The following is an 18,311-nucleotide window of genomic DNA, read 5'->3' as shown; positions in this document are numbered from 1 at the left end:
ACGGCAACGCGCCCCCGAAGGGGCGCGGGGAACTGCGCGGCCAGCCACCACGCACCCGCGGCCGAAACTCGGCCGGATCAGGCGGCGCCGGCCACCGACGCCAGGTACGCCTCCGTCTTCTCCGGCTCGTAGAAGAAGTTCTCGAAGTCGGAGGGGTCGTTGAAGCCGTTGGCGAAGCGGTCGGCGACCGGCTGGAGCTGGCCCGCGGCGCCGATCAGGTTGAGGATGTGCTCCGGCGGCGGCGCCAGCATGGCGTTCGTCCACTTGGTGACGTGCTGGGCCGTGTTCCAGTAGCGGTCGAACGTCTCCTGCATCCAGGTCCCGTCGAACTCCTTCTCGCCGTGTTCGAGGATCGAGGCGAGGTAGGAGGCGGCGCACTTGGCGGCGGAGTTGGAGCCCTGGCCCGTGATCGGGTCGTTGGCCACGACGACGTCCGCGACACCGAGGACCAGACCGCCGCCGGGGAGGCGGCCGATCGGGTTGCGGACGGTGGGGGCGTAACGGCCGGCGAGGGTGCCGCCGGCGTCGGTCAGTTCGGCCTTGGTGGCCCGCGCGTGCTCCCAGGGCGTGTACCGCTCCATGAGTTCCAGGGTCAGGGAGAGGTGCTCCGAGGGGTCCTTGACGCCGTTGAAGACGTCCAGCGGGCCGCCGGGTATGCCCTCCCAGAAGAGGATGTCGGCGGGTCCCGAGGTGGTCAGGGTCGGCATGACGAAGAGCTCGCCGACGCCCGGGACCAGGTTGCAGCGGACCGCGTAGTAGTCCGGGTGCTCGGGGCGGGGGCCGAGGCCGTGGACGTAGGAGACGGCCAGGGCCCGCTGCGGCTCCGTGTAGGGGGAACGGGAGGCGTCGCGGCCGAACATGGAGACCAGCTCGCCCTTGCCGGCCGAGACCAGCACGAGGTCGTACGTACGGGCGAAGTAGTCGAGGTCGCCGACCGCCGCGCCGTGGATGACCAGCTGGCCGCCGCGCTGCGCGAAGGTCTCCATCCAGCCGGCCATCTTCACCCGCTGGTCGACCGACTGCGCGTACCCGTCGAGCTTGCCCACCCAGTCGATCGCGCGGGCCGCGGGACCCTCGGCCCAGGAGCCGGGGGCGGCGACCGAGACGCCGAGTCCTTCGATCTTCGGGGCCTGGGACTCCCAGAAGTTCAGCTGGAGATCGCGCTCGTGCTGCAGTGCCGTGTCGAACATGCACTGCGTCGACATGACCCGGCCGGAGCGGATCTCGTCCGCGGTCCGGTTCGACATCAGGGTGACCTCGTAGCCGTGCGACAGGAGGCCGAGGGCGAGCTGGAGACCGGACTGGCCGGCCCCCACGACGAGTATCTTCCGCATGCGGTGGTGGCTCCTAAGGGTTCAGAAGATCTACCCGGGGTGCTACTCGGGGGTTTCGTCCAGCGCGTGGGCGACCAGGGACAGCAGTGTCTCGATGGCCGAGACCCGACGGCGGGCGTCCATGATCATTACAGGTATGCGCGGAGGGATCGTCAATGCCTCGCGCACGTCCTCGGGTTCGAAGCGCTCGCTGCCGTCGAAGTGGTTGACAGCGACGACGTACGGCAGTCCGCAGCTCTCGAAGTAGTCCAGCGCCGGGAAGCAGTCCTTCAGGCGCCGGGTGTCCGCGAGAACGACGGCACCGATCGCGCCGCGCACCAGGTCGTCCCACATGAACCAGAACCGCTGCTGGCCCGGCGTGCCGAACAGGTAGAGCACCAGGTCGTCGTCGAGCGTGATGCGGCCGAAGTCCATGGCCACCGTGGTGGTGAGCTTGCCGGGCGTGGCGGTGAGGTCGTCGGTCTCCTCGCTCGCCTCGGTCATCAGCGCCTCGGTCTGCAGGGGCGTGATCTCCGATACGGCGCTGACCAGCGTGGTCTTCCCGACGCCGAAGCCGCCGGCCACGACTATCTTCGTGGCGATGGGGGCCCGGGTGCGGTCCGTCTGCCAGGACCGCGGCTGCTCCTCCTCGTCGAGGAGCGGGTTGACGCCGGCGGCGTCAGAGACGGCGTAGTCCACTCAGCACCCTTTCCAGCAGAGCGCGGTCCGGGCGGCCGGCGCCGTGCCCCGTCCCGGTGCCGTACACACGGATCTTTCCCTGGTCCGCGAGATCACTGAGCAGGACCCGGACCACACCGAGCGGCATCTTCAGCAGCGCGGCGATCTCGGCCACCGTGCGCATACGGCGGCACAGTTCGACGATGGCCCGCATCTCCGGCATCACCCGGGTGTTGAGGGAACCATTCGTCAGTTCCTTGCGCTCCTCGGGGGCCTCGAGCGCGGCCACGAACGTCTCCACGAGGAGGACGTGACCGAAGCGGGTACGGCCGCCGGTGAGCGAGTAGGGGCGGACGCGGGCGGGTTTGCGATCGCCGCCGCGTACCGGGAGGTTCTGCCTGCGGTTCTTCGGCGCGTTGCTCATCGGCCGCTCCTCGGCGCGTCGGCCTCAAGGGACTTGCGTAGCTCGGTGCGGAGTTCGGGGGTGAGGACGTGGCCGGCCCGGCCGACGAACAGTGCCATGTGATATGCCACCACGCTCATGTCGCACTCCGCGCTGCCGTGCACGCCCAGCAGCGAGCCGTCGCTGATCGACATCACGAAGAGGCTGCCCTCGTCCATCGCGACCATCGTGTGCTTGACCGGCCCGGAGTCCATCAGCTTGGCGGCGCCGACGGTGAGGCTGCCGATGCCGGAGACGATGGTGGCGAGGTCGGCGGCGGAGCCACGCGGGCCCGTCCGCTTCTCGTTCCTGGCCTCGCGGGCCTCCTCGTTGCGGCCGGGGTCCGAGGAGAGCAGGAGCAGTCCGTCGGAGGAGACCACGGCGACCGACTGGATACCGGGCACCTCCTCGATGAGGTTGCTCAGCAGCCAGTGCAGGTTGCGGGCCTCACTGCTCAGACCGAAGGTACTGGGCGCGGTCAACTGCTTGCCTCCTCGACAGTGCCCCCCGTGGCTTCTTCGGATACGGCTGTTCCGGGTACGGCGCGTACGGTGCTCGGCACCTTGTTCTGACCCGTCTGCTCGGCGATCTCCGCCTCGACGTCACGCCGGCCGGCGTCGGCGCCCCGGCGGAAGCCGCCGAGCCTGCGGCGGAGGGCGTCCGCGTCGACGCCGGTGCTGCGCTGGCGGGGCGGCGGGGCGGGGGCGGTGATCTTGGGGGTGCGCTTGGGGAGGCCCTTGCTGGTGACCGGGTCCTCGGCTTCGCCTTCGGCGGTTTCGTTCCCACCCGCACCACCGGTGCGGCTTTCGTGGTCGGGTGCGGGTGGCCCCAGTGGGGCGTGCTCGCCGTCGGCGGCCGCGGGCAGCGGGCGCGCGTGAGCACCGGCGTCGGCAGGGTGCGCCTGCTCCTTCGGCGTCCCCGCCTCCGGCTCCAGCGGGACCAGCAGTTCCATCGTCGTCTCGGCGAACGTCTCCGCCGGAGCCTTCGGCCGGGCCGTCGGCTCGGGGTCCGCCGGCTTCGGCGGGGCCGCCTGCTCGTGCACCGCGTCCTCGTCGGCCCCCTGCACGGCTGCGCCATGCCCGTGCCCGTGCCCGTCGGCGTCCCGGACCGCCTTCTCCGCCAGCGTCACCAGCGGGTCGCCGTCGCCGGAGGTGGCGCGGCCGTACAGGACGTTGGAGTTGACCTCCGCGTCCGCGCCGGGCAGGGAGAAGGCGTGCGCGCCGGCCGGGGTCGTCGTGGCGGTGGGGACCGCCGGCGGGGCCTGGGCCAGCAGCGGCTGGGGCAGGACCACGACCGCCGCCACCCCGCCCTGCTTCTGCTCGCGCAGCTGGACCCGGACACCGTGCCGGTGGGCCAGCCGGGCCACCACGTAGAGGCCGAGGCCGAGACCGCCCTCGCCCTGCTGGTCGTACGGCGACTCGGGGTCGAAGTCGGCGAGGCGGCTGTTGAGGCGGACCATGCGGTCGGCGGTCATGCCGATGCCCTCGTCCTGGACGGAGAGCATGATCTCGCCGCTCTCCAGCAGCCAGCCGGAGATCTCGACGGGGACGTCGGGCGGGGAGGACGCGGTGGCGTTCTCCATGAGCTCGGCGAGGAGGTGCGAGAGGTCGTCGGCGGCGAAACCGGCCACGTGCGCGTGCGGGGGCAGGGACGCGATCCGGATCCGCTCGTAGCGCTCGATCTCGCTGACCGCGGCCCGGACGACGTCCACCAGCGGGATCGGGCCCGCGTGCTGCTGGACGTGCTCGGTGCCGGCGAGGACCAGGAGGTTCTCGCTGTGGCGGCGCATGACGGTGGCGAAGTGGTCGAGCTTGAAGAGGGTCGACAGGCGGTCGGGGTCCTGTTCGCGCTCCTCCAGGGTCTCGATGACCGCCAGCTGGCGTTCCACCAGGCCGAGCGTGCGCAGCGCGAGGTTGACGAAGGTGCCGCCGATGCTGCTGCGCAGCCGCTCCAGCTGGGCGGCGGCGTCGGTGACCTCGGCGCGCAGCTCCTCGCGGGCGTCGGCCATCTTCTGGCGCTGGCCGACCAGGTGCTTGCGGTCGGTCTCCAGGGTGGCGATGCGGTCGTAGAGGTCGGCGGCGTGCGCGTGCAGGGCGTTGACGGAGCGGACGACCTGGGCGAACTCGTCGTCGCGGCCGGTGAAGGTGACCGGTTCCTCGGTGCGCGGGTCCGCGGCCCCGGCGAGGCGGGCCGAGCCCCGGCGGAGCACCGAGAGGGGGCGGGTGAGGCTGCGGGCCATGGCGGTGGCGATGCCGACCGCGACCAGCATCAGGGCGCCGAGCACCGCGACGCGGATCTCCAGCGCGGTGACGTCGTCGTCGCGGAGCTGGGCGAGGTCCTTGGTGCGGTGGTCGTAGAGGGCCGACTCCACGCCCCGCATCAGGTCGACCCGGGCGGACAGCGCCGCGTCCAGCTTCTTGGTGCTGGTGGCGAGGTCGGCGTCGGAGAGGGTCGGCTGGTCGGTGAGGGCGGCCAGGTACTTGTCGGCGTCGTTGACGTCACCGCCGGTGACCGTGGAGTCGTACGACTCGACCGCCGCCTTGGGCGCGGTGTCGTGGAAGTCGGCGAGGGCCGCGTCGGCGCGCAGTCTGGCCTGCTGGGCGGCGGCGGTGAGCGCGTCGCGCTGCTTCCTGTCGGCGTCGGAGGTGGTGGTGCTGGTGACGGGCAGACCGGTGATCGGGCTGATCGTGGTCTGGGTGGTGCTGGGGATGTTCAGGGCGGCGAGCAGCAGACCGCGGGCGGCGGCGGACTGCTGGACGGCGGAGTCCAGTTCGGCGAGCGCGTAGGCGCCGGAGCCGGCCCTGGCGGGCATCTGCTCGGCGAGTTGCTCGGCCAGCCGGTGCAGCTCCGCGATGGTCTGCGAGTACGCCTGGTGGGTTTCGAGGGCCGTGCTCTTGCCGGTGAGGGCGGAGCGGCGGACGGCGGCGATGCCGTCGAGGTCGGTGCGCAGCCAGCCGGGGGCGTCGGTATCCGCGCGCAGGTCCTCGACCTGGCGGTCGACACGGGCGCTGCGGTCCTCCGAGGGCGCCTTGGACTTGGGGCGGCCCGCCGCGATGTAGGAGGTGACGTCGTCGCGTTCGTCGGCGAGCGAGTTGGCGAGGGCCAGCGCGTCCTGGGTGCGGCCGGCCAGGGTCACCAGGTCCTGGGAGTCGCTCAGCTGCCCGGAGGCAGTGAGCAGGGCGGGCGCTCCGGCCCCCGCGATCGCGGCGGCGACCACCGCCACGGCCACGATCAGCCGGGTACGGACGTGCTTGGGGCGGCCGGTGCCGACGGGAGCCGCGGCGCCCGTTTCGGAGGCCGTCTTCTTGCCTGTGCGCCGAGGCCGCGTCTTCTGCACCGGTGCTCGCATTCCTGAACTCGTGTACCGAAGGGGCTGGGTGGCACCCCGTCATGATCCCCGGCATTGCGGTGCCCAGTGGTGCGTGCACCCGATTCGTACGGTCCCCGACCCTCCCAGCGCGGGTGGGCAGTGGACTCACATCGACCCACCCGCCACCCGAAGGAGTGAACATCGGAGGGGAGTTGGCGGGCAAGTTCCGGCGGACCGTGCGGGGCCCTTTTCCGGCTGGCCGGTTGGACGCGGACGGCAGGCTTTGACAGGATTCGCCACCACACCTTCCCGGAGTACGTCATTCCAGCCCAAAACAGGCTGCTGACCTGCGGAACCGCATCAATTCCGAGGTCCTTGCCAGCCTTTGGTGAAGCCTGTGAAGGGGTCGTGCAGACTGGCCGAATGCGTACTGAAGTCGTTTCGGAACCCGGCGCCCCCGACCGCCCCAACGAGGACTTCGCCGGTGTCGGGCTTCCCGCCTCGGGGCAGGGGGGTTGCCTGATCGTCCTGGACGGGGTCACCCCGCCGCGGGACGGCACCGGGTGTCTGCATTCCGTCCCCTGGTTCACCGCCCGGCTGGGCGGCGCGCTGACCGAACTGACCGTTTCGCGAGGAGATCTGACGCTGCGGGAGATCCTCGAACAGGCGATCGGTCGCACAGCCGCCGCACACAGTGGCACCTGTGACCTTTCTCACCCGCGCACCCCACAGGCAACCGTCGTGCTGAGCCGCTGGTCCGAGGACAACGTCGAGTTCCTGGTCCTGTCCGACTCCGCGCTGCTCCTGAGGTCCCCCGACGGCACGGTCACCCCGGTCCTGGACGACCGGCTCGACCGCGTGCCCCGCGCCTCGCTCGCCTCGGACGCGATCGCCGACGCCACGGTCCGCAACCGGGAGGGCGGCTTCTTCACGGCCGCCGCCGACCCCTCGGTGGCCGCCCGCGCGGTCACCGGGACCGTGCCCCGCGCCGAGGTCCACGCGCTGGCCGCCCTCACCGACGGGGCGACCCGCTGGACGGAGAAGTTCCGCGAGGGCGACTGGACGGCCCTCCTCGACGTCGTACGCAAGGAGGGCGCGCGGGCGCTGGTCGACCGGGTGCGGGAGCTGGAGGCGGCCGACCGGGAGGAGCGGGTGTTCCTGCGGCGGAGCAAGACGCACGACGACGCGACGGTGGTGTACGCCGAGCTGTGAGGCTCCCTGCGCCGGCTACTTCTCCATGACGCCGTTCAACTGGTGGAGCAGCCGGGCCAGTCCCGCGACCTCGCTGCGGTCCCAGTGGGCGAGCTGGCGGACGTACCGGCCACGGCGGGCCTCGCGGACCGTGCCGACCCGGCGCCGGCCCTCGTCGGTGAGGGCGATCAGCCAGGCCCGCCCGTCGGCCGGGTCGGGCTCGCGGGCGACCAGGCCGAGCTCCTCGAGGGCGCGCAGCTGGCGGGACATGGTGGCCTTGCCGACGCCGATGTAGCCGGCCAGTTCGGTGGCGCGCTGGCCGCCGCACTCGTCGAGCCGGACGAGCAGTCCGTACGCGGCGGACTCCAGGTCGGGGTGGACCTCCCGGGCCATCTCGCCCTGGCTGGCCCGGGCGCGGCGCAGCAGCACCGTCAACTCGCGCTCCAGCGCCAGGAACTCCTGGTCCGCACCGCTCGGCGTCACCCCAACGGCGGCGGGCTGTGCGTCGCCCTTTTCGTCCTCGTGCACGTCAGCACCCCTGATCGGTTTCGCAGTCCTGAAAGTTTCCGTCAAACCCCGTCGTCGCCGCAGCTCGCCAAGTATTCCGCAGGCTCAGACCAACGGCAGCCGCCGGATCCCCTTCCCCGGGCTCCGCCGCGTGCGTGGCGTCCGCACCGAGCCATTCGATGCCATGCCCACGCCGCTGGTTGGGGTCGCCACGTGTGACACCGCGTCGTGTCGCGCCGTTTCAAGCCGTCACCTCTGGCATATCTGGACCCCCACCTCACCCCACGGAGGTCATGTCATGCCCGTGCACAGACCCGCCCCCACACTCCTCACCGCCCTGTTCGCGCTGCTGCTTGCGGCGCTCTCCCCGGTCTCCGCCCACGCCGTCCCGGCCGGCCCCGCCGTCCCGGTCCGCGGCTCGGCGTACATGGGCACCGGCGTCCTGGCCCACGACGGCCAGAGCGGCACGCCCAAGACCGGCCTCGCCACCCAGACCGAGGGCGTCGACGTCGCCAGCTACCAGGGCGACGTCTCCTGGTCGACCCTGCTGGGCAGCGGGGTCAGATGGGCGTACACCAAGGCGTCGGAAGGCACTTACTACACGAATCCCTCCTTCGCCCAGCAGTACGACGGCTCCTACGACGCCGGCATGGTCCGCGGCGCCTACCACTTCGCGACCCCGGACACCACGGGCGGCGCCGCCCAGGCCGACTACTTCGTCGACCACGGCGGCGGCTGGTCCAAGGACGGCCAGACCCTGCCCGGCGTCCTCGACATCGAGTGGAACCCGTACGGCGCCGCGTGCTACGGCAAATCCGCGAGCGGGATGGTCGGCTGGATCACCGACTTCCTGAACCGGTACAAGGCCCGGACCGGCCGGGCCGCGGTCATCTACACGGCCACCAGCTGGTGGACGGACTGCACCGGCAACTACAGCGGTTTCGGCGCCACCAACCCGCTGTGGGTCGCCCGCTACGCCTCGGAGGTCGGCACGCTGCCGGCCGGCTGGTCGACGTACACGATGTGGCAGTACACGTCGACCGGCCCGACGGTCGGGGACCACGACAAGTTCAACGGGGCGCTGGACCGGGTGGTGGCACTGGCCAACGGGTAAGCGCTCGCCGGTCATGCGGTTCGTTCGGCGCGAGCCGGTGGGGGCTGGTCGCGCCCACGCGGCGGAGCCGCACATCGACGCAGCCCAGCGCCCCTTCGGGGCGCGGTTGCGCAGCCGACTTCACCGGGCCCGCACAGGGCGAGGACCCGGGCCCCCTCGCGGGGACCCGGGCCCTCTGCTTCCGGCAGCGTCCGTCACGCCGCTACCGGAACCTCCGGCGCCGCGCCCTTGATGGCGGGCGCGAGCGCCAGCTCCAGGACCTGCCGGACGTCGGTCACGGCGTGGACGTCGAGCTTGTCCAGCACCTCGGCCGGGACGTCGTCCAGGTCGGCTTCGTTGCGCTTCGGGATGATGACGGTCGTCACCCCGGCGCGCTGGGCGGCGAGCAGCTTCTGCTTCACGCCGCCGATCGGCAGCACCCGGCCGGTCAGCGAGACCTCACCGGTCATCGCCACGTCCGTGCGGACCAGCCGCCCGGAGAGCAGCGACGCGAGGGCCGTCGTCATGGTGACGCCGGCGCTCGGGCCGTCCTTCGGGACCGCGCCCGCCGGGAAGTGGATGTGCACGCCCCGGTCCTTCAGGTCGCCGACCGGCAGTTCCAGTTCGGCGCCGTGCGAGCGGAGGAAGGACAGGGCGATCTGCGCGCTCTCCTTCATCACGTCACCCAGCTGACCGGTGAGGGTCAGACCCGCCGCGCCCGTCTCCGGGTCGGCCAGGGACGCCTCGACGAAGAGGACGTCCCCGCCGGCGCCGGTGACCGCGAGGCCCGTCGCCACACCCGGGACCGCCGTGCGGCGCTCGGCCGGGTCCTGGGCGGACTCGGGCACGTGGTGCGGCCGGCCGATCAGGGCGCGCAGGTCCTCGTCCCTGATCGTGAACGGCAGCTCCCGCTCGCCCAGTTCGTGCTGGGCCGCGACCTTGCGCAGCAGCCGGGCGATCGACCGCTCCAGGGTGCGCACGCCCGCCTCGCGGGTGTACTCGCCGGCGAGCTTGCGCAGCGCGCTCTCGTCGAGGACCACCTCGTCGTCGGCGAGCCCCGCCCGCTCCAGCTGGCGCGGAAGCAGGTGGTCACGGGCGATGACGACCTTCTCGTCCTCGGTGTAGCCGTCCAGGCGGACCAGCTCCATGCGGTCGAGCAGGGCCTCCGGGATGGCCTCCAGGACGTTGGCGGTGGCGAGGAAGACGACGTCGGACAGGTCGAGTTCGACTTCCAGGTAGTGGTCGCGGAAGGTGTGGTTCTGCGCCGGGTCGAGGACTTCGAGCAGGGCCGCGGCCGGGTCGCCCCGGAAGTCGGACCCCACCTTGTCGATCTCGTCGAGCAGGACGACCGGGTTCATCGAACCGGCCTCCTTGATCGCCCGCACGATCCGGCCGGGCAGCGCACCGACGTACGTACGGCGGTGACCGCGGATCTCGGCCTCGTCCCGGACGCCGCCGAGCGCGACCCGGACGAACTTCCGCCCCATCGCGTGGGCGACGGACTCACCCAGGCTGGTCTTGCCGACACCGGGCGGACCGACGAGCGCCAGCACGGCACCGCCACGGCGGCCGCCGATGACTCCGAGCCCCCGGTCGCTACGGCGCTTGCGCACCGCCAGGTACTCGGTGATCCGCTCCTTCACGTCCTCCAGGCCCGCGTGTTCGGCGTCCAGGATCGCCTTGGCGCCCTGGATGTCGTAGGCGTCCTCGGTCCGCTCGTTCCACGGCAGTTCGAGCACCGTGTCCAGCCAGGTGCGGATCCACGAGCCCTCGGGCGACTGGTCGCTGGACCGCTCCAGCTTGTCGACCTCCTTGAGGGCGGCCTCGCGGACCTTCTCGGGCAGGTCGGCGGCCTCCACGCGGGCGCGGTAGTCGTCGGACTCCTCGCCGTCCTTGGCGGCGTCGCCGTTCAGCTCGCGCAGCTCCTTGCGGACCGCCTCCAGCTGGCGGCGGAGCAGGAACTCGCGCTGCTGCTTGTCGACGCCCTCCTGGACGTCCTTGGCGATGGTCTCGGCCACGTCCTGCTCGGCGAGGTGGTCGCGGAGCTGCTGGGTGGCGAGCTTGAGCCGGGCGACCGGGTCGGTGGTCTCCAGGAGCTCGATCTTCTGCTCGGTGGTCAGGTAGGGCGAGTAACCGGAGTTGTCGGCGAGCTGGGACACGTCGTCGATGGCCTGCACCCGGTCCACGACCTGCCAGGCGCCGCGCTTGCGCAGCCAGGCGGTGGCGAGGGCCTTGTACTCCTTGACCAGTTCGGTGACATGACCGGGCACCGGGTCCGGGACGATCTCGTCGATACGGGTGCCCTCCACCCACAGAGCGGCACCCGGGCCGGTGGTACCGGCGCCGATGCGCACCCGGTAGCGGCCGCGGATCAGCGCGCCCGGGTCACCGTCGGCCAGACGGCCGACCTGCTCCACAGTGCCGAGCACACCGGTGCTCGGGTAGGTCCCGTCGATACGCGGCACCAGCAGCACCCTGGGCTTGCCGGGCTCGGTACGGGCGGCGGCCTGCGCTGCCTCCACGGCGGCACGTACATCAGCGTCCTTCAGGTCCAGCGGGACCACCATCCCGGGCAGCACGACCTCGCCGTCGAGAGGCAGCACAGGGAGGGTGAGTGATGCGGACGTCGAAGCCATGATCTCCCCTTCGGCAGTCAACTTGAGTTATGCCGACTCAATGCATGTGAGCCACCGAATGTTCCCAGGGGTACGTTCGCTGTGAGCGATCGGCTGCTGACCTGGCCGTACCGGGCGTACGGCCGATGCCCACGACCGGAAAACAGTTGATCGGCTCGGGCTCATTCCCCGTACGGTCGGCCGGTGACCGACACCGACACCACCGCGGCCCTGCTGGCCGCCTACGACGCCCAGATGCGCGCCGTCCAGCCCGTCCCCGCGCCCGGGATCACCTACGAGCACGACGGCCCCGTCCTCCGGGTCGTGGGCCAGCACCGGGGCTTCGTGACCGGGCCGCGCGACTGGGGCGGGGTGCGCGGCCCCGAGCTGGACGCGCTGATCGCCAGGCAGCGGGACTTCTTCGCGGCGCGCGGGGAGGCGGTGGAGTGGAAGACGCGCGGGCACGACGACCCGGCGGACCTCCCCGACCGGCTGCACGCGGCGGGCTTCGTGCCCGAGCCGCGGGAGACGGTCGTGATCGCCCTGGTCGAGGACCTGGCCGTGGCCGCCCCCGCCCTCCCCGCGGGCGTGACGCTGCGCCGGGTCACCGCCGACGCGGACCTGGACCGCATCGCCGCGCTGGAGACCGCGGTGTGGGGCGAGGACATGGCATGGATCGCCGGGTACCTGAGGGGCCTGCTCGCGGTGGACCCGGACGGCACCGAGATCTATGTCGCCGAGGCCGCCGGAGAGGTCGTCTCGGCGGCCTGGGTGGCCTTCCGGTCCGGCACGGACTTCGCCATGCTGCTGGGCGGCTCCACCCTGGCCGACTGGCGCGGCAAGGGCATCTACCGCGCCCTGGTGGCCCTCCGGGCAACCCGCGCGGCGACCCGGAACACCCCCTACCTCCTGGTGGAGGCCTCGGCCGACAGCACCCCGATCCTGAAGCGCCTGGGCTTCACGGCAGTAACGACAACGACCCCGTACGTCTGGACCCCGACCAACTGAAACGCACCCCAAAGGGACGCGGGACCGTTTTTGACATGCGGCTGAAACGCGCCCCATAGGGGCGCGGGGAACTGCGCGACCAGCCACGACGAACCTGCACCCGGCACCCGACCGGCACCCCCTACGGCGAGTGGCCCCGCCAGGCCCGGCACCACCGAACAACGCCGTCGGCGCCGAACACCGCCACGACTCCGCAAGGGCACCGCCACACCACCGCAACGCAACTCACAGGAAGAGAGCCGAAACTGCCAGCGGACTCACAGTGAACGGCGAGGGCGGCACGCAACGGGGTTCGGGGGAACACATGGGTGAGAAGCAGCCGACGCCCAAGCGGCCGGCCCGCCGTGCCGTGCTCACCGGCGCCGCCGTAGTCGCGGCCGGCACCGCCGTCCCGTTGACCCTGCGCGCCGTCGACGACGACGGCGCCGACACCCCCGCCCCCGCCCCCACCCGCACCGCCCCCGCGGCCCCCGCGGCCCCCGCCGCAAGCCGCCCCCCGGCCCCGTCGGCCTCCCCCCTCCCCCGTACCGACCCGCGCCCCAACATCCTCTTCGTCCTCACCGACGACCAGCCCAAGGAGACGGACTGGGCGATCCACCGTACCGCCGACTGGCTGGGCGGGCAGGGTGTGACGTTCGCGCGGGCACATGCCAACACCCCGCTCTGCGCGCCCTCCCGGGCCTCGATCATGTCGGGGCGGTACGCGCACCATCACGGCGTCCTCGACACCCGCCACCCGTACCACCTCGACCAGCACACCACCATGCAGCGCCAGTTGCACGAGGCCGGCTACCGCACCGGCCTGTTCGGCAAGTACCTCAACTACTGGCACACCGGCGACAACCCGCCGCACTTCGACGAGTGGCTGCTCCAGGAACCGGTGGCGTACTACAACGGCCACTACAACGACAACGGCACGGTCCGGAACATCCCCGGCTACAACACCCACGTCATCAGGGACCGCGCCCTCGCCTTCATCGACGGCTCGCGCACCGACACCCGGCCCTGGTTCGCGTACGTCGCCACCCGCAGCGCGCACGAACTCAACATCCCGGAACGGAAGTACACGCACGCGCGCGTGCCGGAGTGGCCGGGCCGGCCCTCCGTGTTCGAGAGCGACAAGAGCGACAAGCCGCCGTTCCTGCGCACCGCGAAGCACACCTACGACCAGGGAAAGGCGCTGCGCGGACGCCAGTTGCGCACCCTGCTGTCGGTGGACGACGCGATGCGGGACTTCCAGGACAAGCTGCGCGCGCTGGGGCAGCTGGAGAACACGCTCGTGCTGTTCACCAGCGACCACGGGCTGTGCTGGGCGGACCACGGCTGGCTGCGCAAGTCGGTGCCGTACCAGCCGAGTCTGGAGGTGCCGTTCTGGCTGTCCTGGCCCGCGCACGGCCTGGGCAGGGGCACCGTGGACGACCGGCTCACCGGCCATGTCGACATCGCCCCGACCCTGCTGGACGCGGCCGGGATCACCCCGGACACCCCGCACGACGGCCACTCGCTGCTCGACACCCGCAACGACCGCGACCGGCTCCTCGCCGAGTGGTGGTGGAACCGGCAGGACCAGGAGCCGATCCACACCTGGGCCACCCACGTCGGCAGATCTACGCAGTACACGGAGTACTACCGCACCCGCCTGGACGGGCAGGGCCGGGCCACGCAGGGCGACGGCGCGGTCCTCTTCCGCGAGTTCTACGACCTGGCCGCCGACCCGTACCAGCTCACCAACCGCCTGCACGGCGCCACGGCCGAGCAGGAAGCGGCCCTGGGTGTCCCGGAGGCGGCGAGGCGGCTGGCGGCGGCGCGGCGCGCCTGACCGCTCAGGCGGCGACGGCGGCGCCCGCGGGGACCGCGGCGACGGCCGGATCCTGGGCCCGCTCCCGCCGCCAGCGTCGTACCACCGGCCACAGCGCGGTCCCGATGGCCAGCGAGATCAGGTGGCCCCAGTTGGTCATGGGGTCCTGGAAGGCGACGAGGTCGGCGAGGAGGCTGTAGCCGACCAGGGCGAGCAGCGGCCAGCGCAGCCAGGGGGTGAGGAGGCCGGAGAGCGCGCCGATGCTGGCCGCCACGCCGAAGCTGATGCCGTAGTCGAGGCGGTGCAGGGAGGTGCCGGGGAGGTGGCCGGCCAGGACCGCGAGGCCGACCGGGACCTCGGTCGCGAGGGTGGCCAGGACATGGCCCGCCAGGAAGACGAGGATCGCGCGGGCACCCCCTATCCGCCGCTCCAGCGCGGTCAGGACCAGCACGAAGGCCAGCGCGTACGGCGACAGCAGCCCGCCCGCGATCCACAGCGCGCTGGCCAGCAGGACGAAGACCGGGGTGCGCAGCAGGTGGGCGACGTCGGTGCTGGAGTCCTGGTAGAGCGCGTGCAGGAGACCGGGACGTGCGTAGCTCGCGAAGAGCGAGGTGAGTGCCAGGATCGCCGTGTAGGTGAAGGTGACCGGGGTGCCGGTGGGGGTGGGCAGCAGACGCCAGGGGCGCACGCGGTGGGCGGGCAGGCGCCAGGGGTTCAGGCGGAGGGCGGCGGGGCGCGGTGTGCTCGGGGCGGGGGCCGCGACCGGGCCGCGCTGGCGGGGCACGCCGTCGAGCAGGGCGGCGACGTCCGCGGCGGGAAGGGGCTCGGGCGTGGGCGTCGATGCGGCCCTCGCGGTCCGTTCCACGGTGAGGCGCTCCTTCCGTTTCACCCCACCCTTCGCCGTCCGACGAGCCGCTGTCTGTGACCGGGGCCACCCAGAGGTCGATTCACAGGATTTTCTGAAGAACCAAGAGGGGTCAGGAGGAACCATACGAGCCGCATCCGGGCATCCACGGGCGCGAAGCGCCGGGCGGCCCCTCGAACGGGTGACACCCGTGCGGCTGCGCGCCACCCGTAATTCGCGTGGCCGCAAAGCCCTGTTGGGGCAGGATGGCGGCCATGACGATCTCGGCCCCCACGACCTCAGCCCAGGCCGGCTCCGCCGGCTCCCCCGTGGTCCTGGACCGGCGTGACGGGCCGTACGGCGAGGTGGTGCTGCGCAGACACGGTGAGCTGCTCCAGATCATCGCCAACGGGTGCTTCCTGATGGACACCTCCGACGGACGCTCGGAGCGGCTGCTCGTGGACGCCGCCCGCCAGGCGCTGGACGGGCGGAGCGAGCCGGCGGTGCTGATCGGCGGCCTGGGCGTCGGGTTCTCGCTCGCCCATGCCGCGCAGGACCCCCGCTGGGGGCGGATCACGGTCGTGGAGCGGGAGGCGGCGGTCGTCGACTGGCACCGGGACGGTCCGCTCTCGGCGTTCTCCGCCCGGGCGTTCGCCGATCCGCGCACCGCGATCGTCCTCAGTGACCTCGTCACTTACGTCCATGAGACATCGGACACGTTCGACGCCCTGTGCCTGGACATCGACAACGGCCCCGGCTGGACCGTCGACCAGGACAACGAGGGGCTCTACTCACCGGCCGGACTCGCAGGCTGCGCAAGGGTGTTGAGGCCGGGCGGAGTACTCGCCGTGTGGTCGGCGCAGCCCTCTGCGGAATTCGAGGGATCCTTGCGGAATGCCGGGTTCCAACGGGTGCGTACCGAAGAGGTGCCGGTTGCCCGGGGCGTTCCGGACGTCGTTCACCTTGCCGTCCGCCCTGGATAGCGAGTGCGCCTCCTGTCACCGTAATGTGCATCCCTGACGCGGATCATTCAAGCGTCAATCGCAGTCATGGGATCACCCCACTGGTTCCGGAAAGCACACAGGGGCGGGCGATGGAGCAGACACACACCTCGCACAACGGTACGGCGACGGCGACTCCGGGCGCCCAGCGCCGGGTTCTGGTCGTCGAGGACGACCCCACGATCGTCGACGCCATCGCAGCCCGCCTGCGCGCCGAGGGGTTCCTCGTGCAAACAGCGGGCGACGGGCCGGCGGCCGTCGACACCGCCGAGGCCTGGCAGCCAGACCTGCTGATCCTCGACATCATGCTGCCCGGCTTCGACGGTCTGGAGGTCTGCCGGCGCGTGCAGGCCGCGCGGCCGGTGCCGGTGCTGATGCTCACCGCGCGGGACGACGAGACCGACATGCTGGTCGGCCTCGGGGTCGGCGCCGACGACTACATGACCAAGCCGTTCTCCATGCGGGAGCTGGCGGCACGCGTGCACGTGCTGCTGCGGCGGGTGGAGCGGGCGGCCATCGCGGCCTCCACGCCCCGCTCCGGCATCCTGCGTCTCGGCGAACTGGAGATCGACCACGCGCAGCGCCGGGTCCGGGTGCGCAGCGAGGACGTCCACCTCACCCCCACCGAGTTCGACCTCCTGGTGTGCCTGGCGAACACCCCGCGCGCGGTGCTCTCCCGTGAGCAGCTGCTCGCCGAGGTGTGGGACTGGGCGGACGCCTCCGGCACCCGCACGGTCGACAGCCACATCAAGGCGCTGCGCCGGAAGATCGGCGCCGAGCGGATCCGCACCGTGCACGGTGTGGGCTACGCGCTGGAGACACCGACGCCATGAGCGCGGGGCCGGCCGGACCGAGAGACCCCGGGGAGGAGCCCTGGGGCGGGGTACGCCCGTTCTCGATCAAGACCAAACTGGGCGCGCTCGTCGTCGTGTCCGTACTGATCACGACGGGTCTGTCGATGATCGCGGTGCACACCAAGACGGAGCTGCGCTTCATCACGGTCTTCTCGATGATCGCCACACTCCTGATAACGCAGTTCGTGGCGCATTCGCTCACCGCGCCGCTGGACGACATGAATCTGGTGGCCCGGTCGATCTCGCAGGGCGACTACACGCGCCGGGTGCGGGAGAACCGCCGGGACGAGCTGGGCGACCTCGCCGAGACGATCAACGTCATGGCCGACGAGCTGGAGGCCCAGGACCGCCAGCGCAAGGAGCTGGTCGCGAACGTCTCGCACGAGCTGCGCACGCCCATCGCGGGCCTGCGGGCCGTCCTGGAGAACGTCGTCGACGGCATCGCCGAGCCGGACACCGAGACCATGCGCACGGCCCTGAAGCAGACCGAGCGCCTCGGCCGCCTGGTCGAGACCCTGCTCGACCTGTCCCGGCTCGACAACGGCGTGGTACCGCTGCGGCAGCGCCGTTTCGAGGTGTGGCCGTACCTCTCGGGCGTGCTGAAGGAGGCCAACATGGTCGCCGGAGCGCGCGGGCTCGCCTCGAACTCCGGGAGCCACACCCGTACCGACGTCCATCTGCACCTGGACGTCTCCCCGCCGGAGCTGTCCGCGCACGCCGACCCTGAGCGCATCCACCAGGTCGTGGCGAACCTCATCGACAACGCGGTCAAGCACAGCCCGCCGCACGGCCGGGTGACGGTGAAGGCGCGGCGCGGGCCGCAGCCGGAGTCGCTGGAGCTGGAGGTCCTGGACGAAGGCCCCGGCATTCCGCGTTCGGAGTGGGCCCGCGTCTTCGAGCGCTTCAACCGCGGCTCCGTACGACGGCCGCACGGGCCCGGCAGCGACGGCGGCACCGGACTGGGGCTGGCGATCGCCAGGTGGGCGGTGGATCTGCACGGCGGCCGGATCGGCGTGGCCGAATCCGAGCGGGGCTGCAGGATTATCGTCACTCTCCCGGGGCTTTCATCCGTGCCAAGTTGACGTAAAGTTCGATCCGGAGCCTCAAGATCCACCTGTCGTCCGCAAGGCCGTCCGCGCAGCCGGACACGTGTGATCAGGTGCGGTCCCCGCGCATGTCGCGCCGGGCGCCGGAGCGAGGTGATCACCGGCCGGGGCGGAGCCATGCCCGGTTCAGCCCTTTCGCAGCGCAACCACGCTTGTTTCCCGCCATATCAAGCCCTGAAACCCAGTTTTTGATGTGACTTACGCGACGATGAACCGGCCCGACCTGACCTTCACGGTCTTGGAGGCGTAGCCTTAATTCCCGCTGTCCATCACCTTGTGAAGCGGAAGAGGGCGGTTGCCGCCGTGTCGCCACAGTCCCCCAGTAACTCGAGCATCTCGACCGACGCAGACCAAGCGGGCAAGAATCCCGCAGCCGCGTTCGGACCGAACGAGTGGCTCGTCGACGAGATCTATCAGCAGTACCTCCAGGACCCGAATTCGGTCGACCGTGCCTGGTGGGACTTCTTCGCCGACTACAAGCCGGGGGCGCCCGCCGCCTCGGCTCCGGCGGGTACCGCGGCCGCGGGGGCCGCGGGCACCACCTCCACGAC

Annotated in this window: 16 protein-coding genes; 8 read left to right on the top strand and 8 right to left on the bottom strand. The window is 71.7% G+C overall.

Going from position 1 to position 18,311, the window contains the following annotated elements:
• Window positions 1–77 precede the first annotated feature (77 nt).
• The 5 genes from ACWGKQ_RS49920 to ACWGKQ_RS49900 are packed head-to-tail and all read right to left on the bottom strand — an operon-like array spanning window position 78 to window position 5,770.
• Window positions 78–1,334 carry a styrene monooxygenase/indole monooxygenase family protein gene (locus tag ACWGKQ_RS49920; protein WP_453298772.1) on the bottom strand — a complete coding sequence of 419 codons (1,257 nt, stop codon included), beginning with the start codon at window positions 1,332–1,334 and terminating at the stop codon, window positions 78–80.
• Between the two features lie 42 nt (window positions 1,335–1,376).
• The gene (locus ACWGKQ_RS49915) at window positions 1,377–2,012 is read right to left on the bottom strand and encodes a GTP-binding protein (RefSeq protein WP_453298771.1); all 636 of its coding nucleotides are present in this window, start codon (window positions 2,010–2,012) and stop codon (window positions 1,377–1,379) included.
• On the bottom strand, window positions 1,993–2,415 hold the full coding sequence (locus tag ACWGKQ_RS49910; protein WP_217561068.1) for a DUF742 domain-containing protein: 423 nt from the start codon (window positions 2,413–2,415) through the stop codon (window positions 1,993–1,995). Before ACWGKQ_RS49910 ends, ACWGKQ_RS49915 begins: the two co-directional genes overlap by 20 nt.
• On the bottom strand, window positions 2,412–2,915 hold the full coding sequence (locus ACWGKQ_RS49905; protein WP_453298770.1) for a roadblock/LC7 domain-containing protein: 504 nt from the start codon (window positions 2,913–2,915) through the stop codon (window positions 2,412–2,414). Before ACWGKQ_RS49905 ends, ACWGKQ_RS49910 begins: the two co-directional genes overlap by 4 nt.
• Window positions 2,912–5,770 carry a nitrate- and nitrite sensing domain-containing protein gene (locus ACWGKQ_RS49900; RefSeq protein ID WP_453298769.1) on the bottom strand — a complete coding sequence of 953 codons (2,859 nt, stop codon included), beginning with the start codon at window positions 5,768–5,770 and terminating at the stop codon, window positions 2,912–2,914. The genes ACWGKQ_RS49905 and ACWGKQ_RS49900 overlap by 4 nt, the downstream gene beginning before the upstream one ends.
• Before the next feature lie 396 nt (window positions 5,771–6,166).
• Here ACWGKQ_RS49900 and ACWGKQ_RS49895 point away from each other — a divergent pair, with 396 nt between their 5' ends.
• Window positions 6,167–6,955, top strand: coding sequence for a protein phosphatase 2C domain-containing protein (locus ACWGKQ_RS49895; RefSeq protein WP_453298768.1), 789 nt, complete (start codon window positions 6,167–6,169; stop codon window positions 6,953–6,955).
• Window positions 6,956–6,970: 15 nt separating this feature from the next.
• Here the strand turns inward: ACWGKQ_RS49895 and ACWGKQ_RS49890 are convergent, their stop codons facing one another.
• Window positions 6,971–7,462, bottom strand: coding sequence for a MarR family winged helix-turn-helix transcriptional regulator (locus ACWGKQ_RS49890; protein ID WP_453298767.1), 492 nt, complete (start codon window positions 7,460–7,462; stop codon window positions 6,971–6,973).
• 277 nt (window positions 7,463–7,739) lie between these two features.
• Between ACWGKQ_RS49890 and ACWGKQ_RS49885 the strand changes: the two genes are divergently transcribed.
• Window positions 7,740–8,555: a lysozyme gene (locus ACWGKQ_RS49885; protein WP_453298766.1), complete on the top strand. Its 816-nt coding sequence runs from the start codon at window positions 7,740–7,742 to the stop codon at window positions 8,553–8,555.
• A 194-nt stretch (window positions 8,556–8,749) separates the two neighbouring features.
• Here the strand turns inward: ACWGKQ_RS49885 and lon are convergent, their stop codons facing one another.
• Window positions 8,750–11,170, bottom strand: coding sequence for an endopeptidase La (gene lon, locus ACWGKQ_RS49880; RefSeq protein ID WP_453298765.1), 2,421 nt, complete (start codon window positions 11,168–11,170; stop codon window positions 8,750–8,752).
• A gap of 183 nt (window positions 11,171–11,353) precedes the next feature.
• On the opposite strand from lon, the gene ACWGKQ_RS49875 reads away from it, so the two are divergent.
• Together ACWGKQ_RS49875 and ACWGKQ_RS49870 are read left to right on the top strand one after the other, a co-directional pair.
• On the top strand, window positions 11,354–12,157 hold the full coding sequence (locus ACWGKQ_RS49875) for a GNAT family N-acetyltransferase (RefSeq protein WP_453298764.1): 804 nt from the start codon (window positions 11,354–11,356) through the stop codon (window positions 12,155–12,157).
• 304 nt (window positions 12,158–12,461) lie between these two features.
• A complete protein-coding gene (locus ACWGKQ_RS49870) occupies window positions 12,462–13,976 on the top strand; it encodes a sulfatase family protein (protein WP_453298763.1) in 1,515 nt (504 codons plus the stop codon).
• A gap of 4 nt (window positions 13,977–13,980) precedes the next feature.
• Here ACWGKQ_RS49870 and ACWGKQ_RS49865 read toward each other — a convergent pair whose 3' ends face one another.
• A complete protein-coding gene (locus tag ACWGKQ_RS49865) occupies window positions 13,981–14,820 on the bottom strand; it encodes a rhomboid-like protein (protein WP_453298762.1) in 840 nt (279 codons plus the stop codon).
• Between the two features lie 245 nt (window positions 14,821–15,065).
• On the opposite strand from ACWGKQ_RS49865, the gene ACWGKQ_RS49860 reads away from it, so the two are divergent.
• The 4 genes from ACWGKQ_RS49860 to ACWGKQ_RS49845 all read left to right on the top strand — a co-directional run.
• Window positions 15,066–15,782, top strand: a complete 717-nt coding sequence (locus tag ACWGKQ_RS49860) for a spermine/spermidine synthase domain-containing protein (RefSeq protein WP_453298761.1) — start codon at window positions 15,066–15,068, stop codon at window positions 15,780–15,782.
• Window positions 15,783–15,892: 110 nt separating this feature from the next.
• Window positions 15,893–16,633 (top strand): response regulator transcription factor, encoded by a 741-nt coding sequence (locus tag ACWGKQ_RS49855; protein ID WP_089098810.1) that lies wholly within the window; start codon window positions 15,893–15,895, stop codon window positions 16,631–16,633.
• The gene (locus tag ACWGKQ_RS49850) at window positions 16,630–17,736 is read left to right on the top strand and encodes a sensor histidine kinase (protein WP_453298760.1); all 1,107 of its coding nucleotides are present in this window, start codon (window positions 16,630–16,632) and stop codon (window positions 17,734–17,736) included. The genes ACWGKQ_RS49855 and ACWGKQ_RS49850 overlap by 4 nt, the downstream gene beginning before the upstream one ends.
• Before the next feature lie 327 nt (window positions 17,737–18,063).
• On the top strand, window positions 18,064–18,311 hold a 248-nt coding region (locus tag ACWGKQ_RS49845; RefSeq protein WP_453298759.1), incomplete at its 3' end, for a 2-oxoglutarate dehydrogenase E1 subunit family protein.

The organism is Streptomyces sp. NPDC054770, assembly GCF_053611985.1.
The sequence above is the reverse complement of the archived record's forward strand: the minus strand, read 5'-3'. Positions and strand labels throughout refer to the sequence as shown.

Coding starts and splice junctions, on each gene's coding strand:
- ACWGKQ_RS49920 (WP_453298772.1), bottom strand. CDS start 1,334: ATGCGGAAGATACTCGTCGTGGGGGCCGGCCAGTCCGGTCTCCAGCTC.
- ACWGKQ_RS49910 (WP_217561068.1), bottom strand. CDS start 2,415: ATGAGCAACGCGCCGAAGAACCGCAGGCAGAACCTCCCGGTACGCGGC.
- ACWGKQ_RS49895 (WP_453298768.1), top strand. CDS start 6,167: ATGCGTACTGAAGTCGTTTCGGAACCCGGCGCCCCCGACCGCCCCAAC.
- ACWGKQ_RS49885 (WP_453298766.1), top strand. CDS start 7,740: ATGCCCGTGCACAGACCCGCCCCCACACTCCTCACCGCCCTGTTCGCG.
- lon (WP_453298765.1), bottom strand. CDS start 11,170: ATGGCTTCGACGTCCGCATCACTCACCCTCCCTGTGCTGCCTCTCGAC.
- ACWGKQ_RS49870 (WP_453298763.1), top strand. CDS start 12,462: ATGGGTGAGAAGCAGCCGACGCCCAAGCGGCCGGCCCGCCGTGCCGTG.
- ACWGKQ_RS49860 (WP_453298761.1), top strand. CDS start 15,066: ATGGCGGCCATGACGATCTCGGCCCCCACGACCTCAGCCCAGGCCGGC.
- ACWGKQ_RS49855 (WP_089098810.1), top strand. CDS start 15,893: ATGGAGCAGACACACACCTCGCACAACGGTACGGCGACGGCGACTCCG.
- ACWGKQ_RS49850 (WP_453298760.1), top strand. CDS start 16,630: ATGAGCGCGGGGCCGGCCGGACCGAGAGACCCCGGGGAGGAGCCCTGG.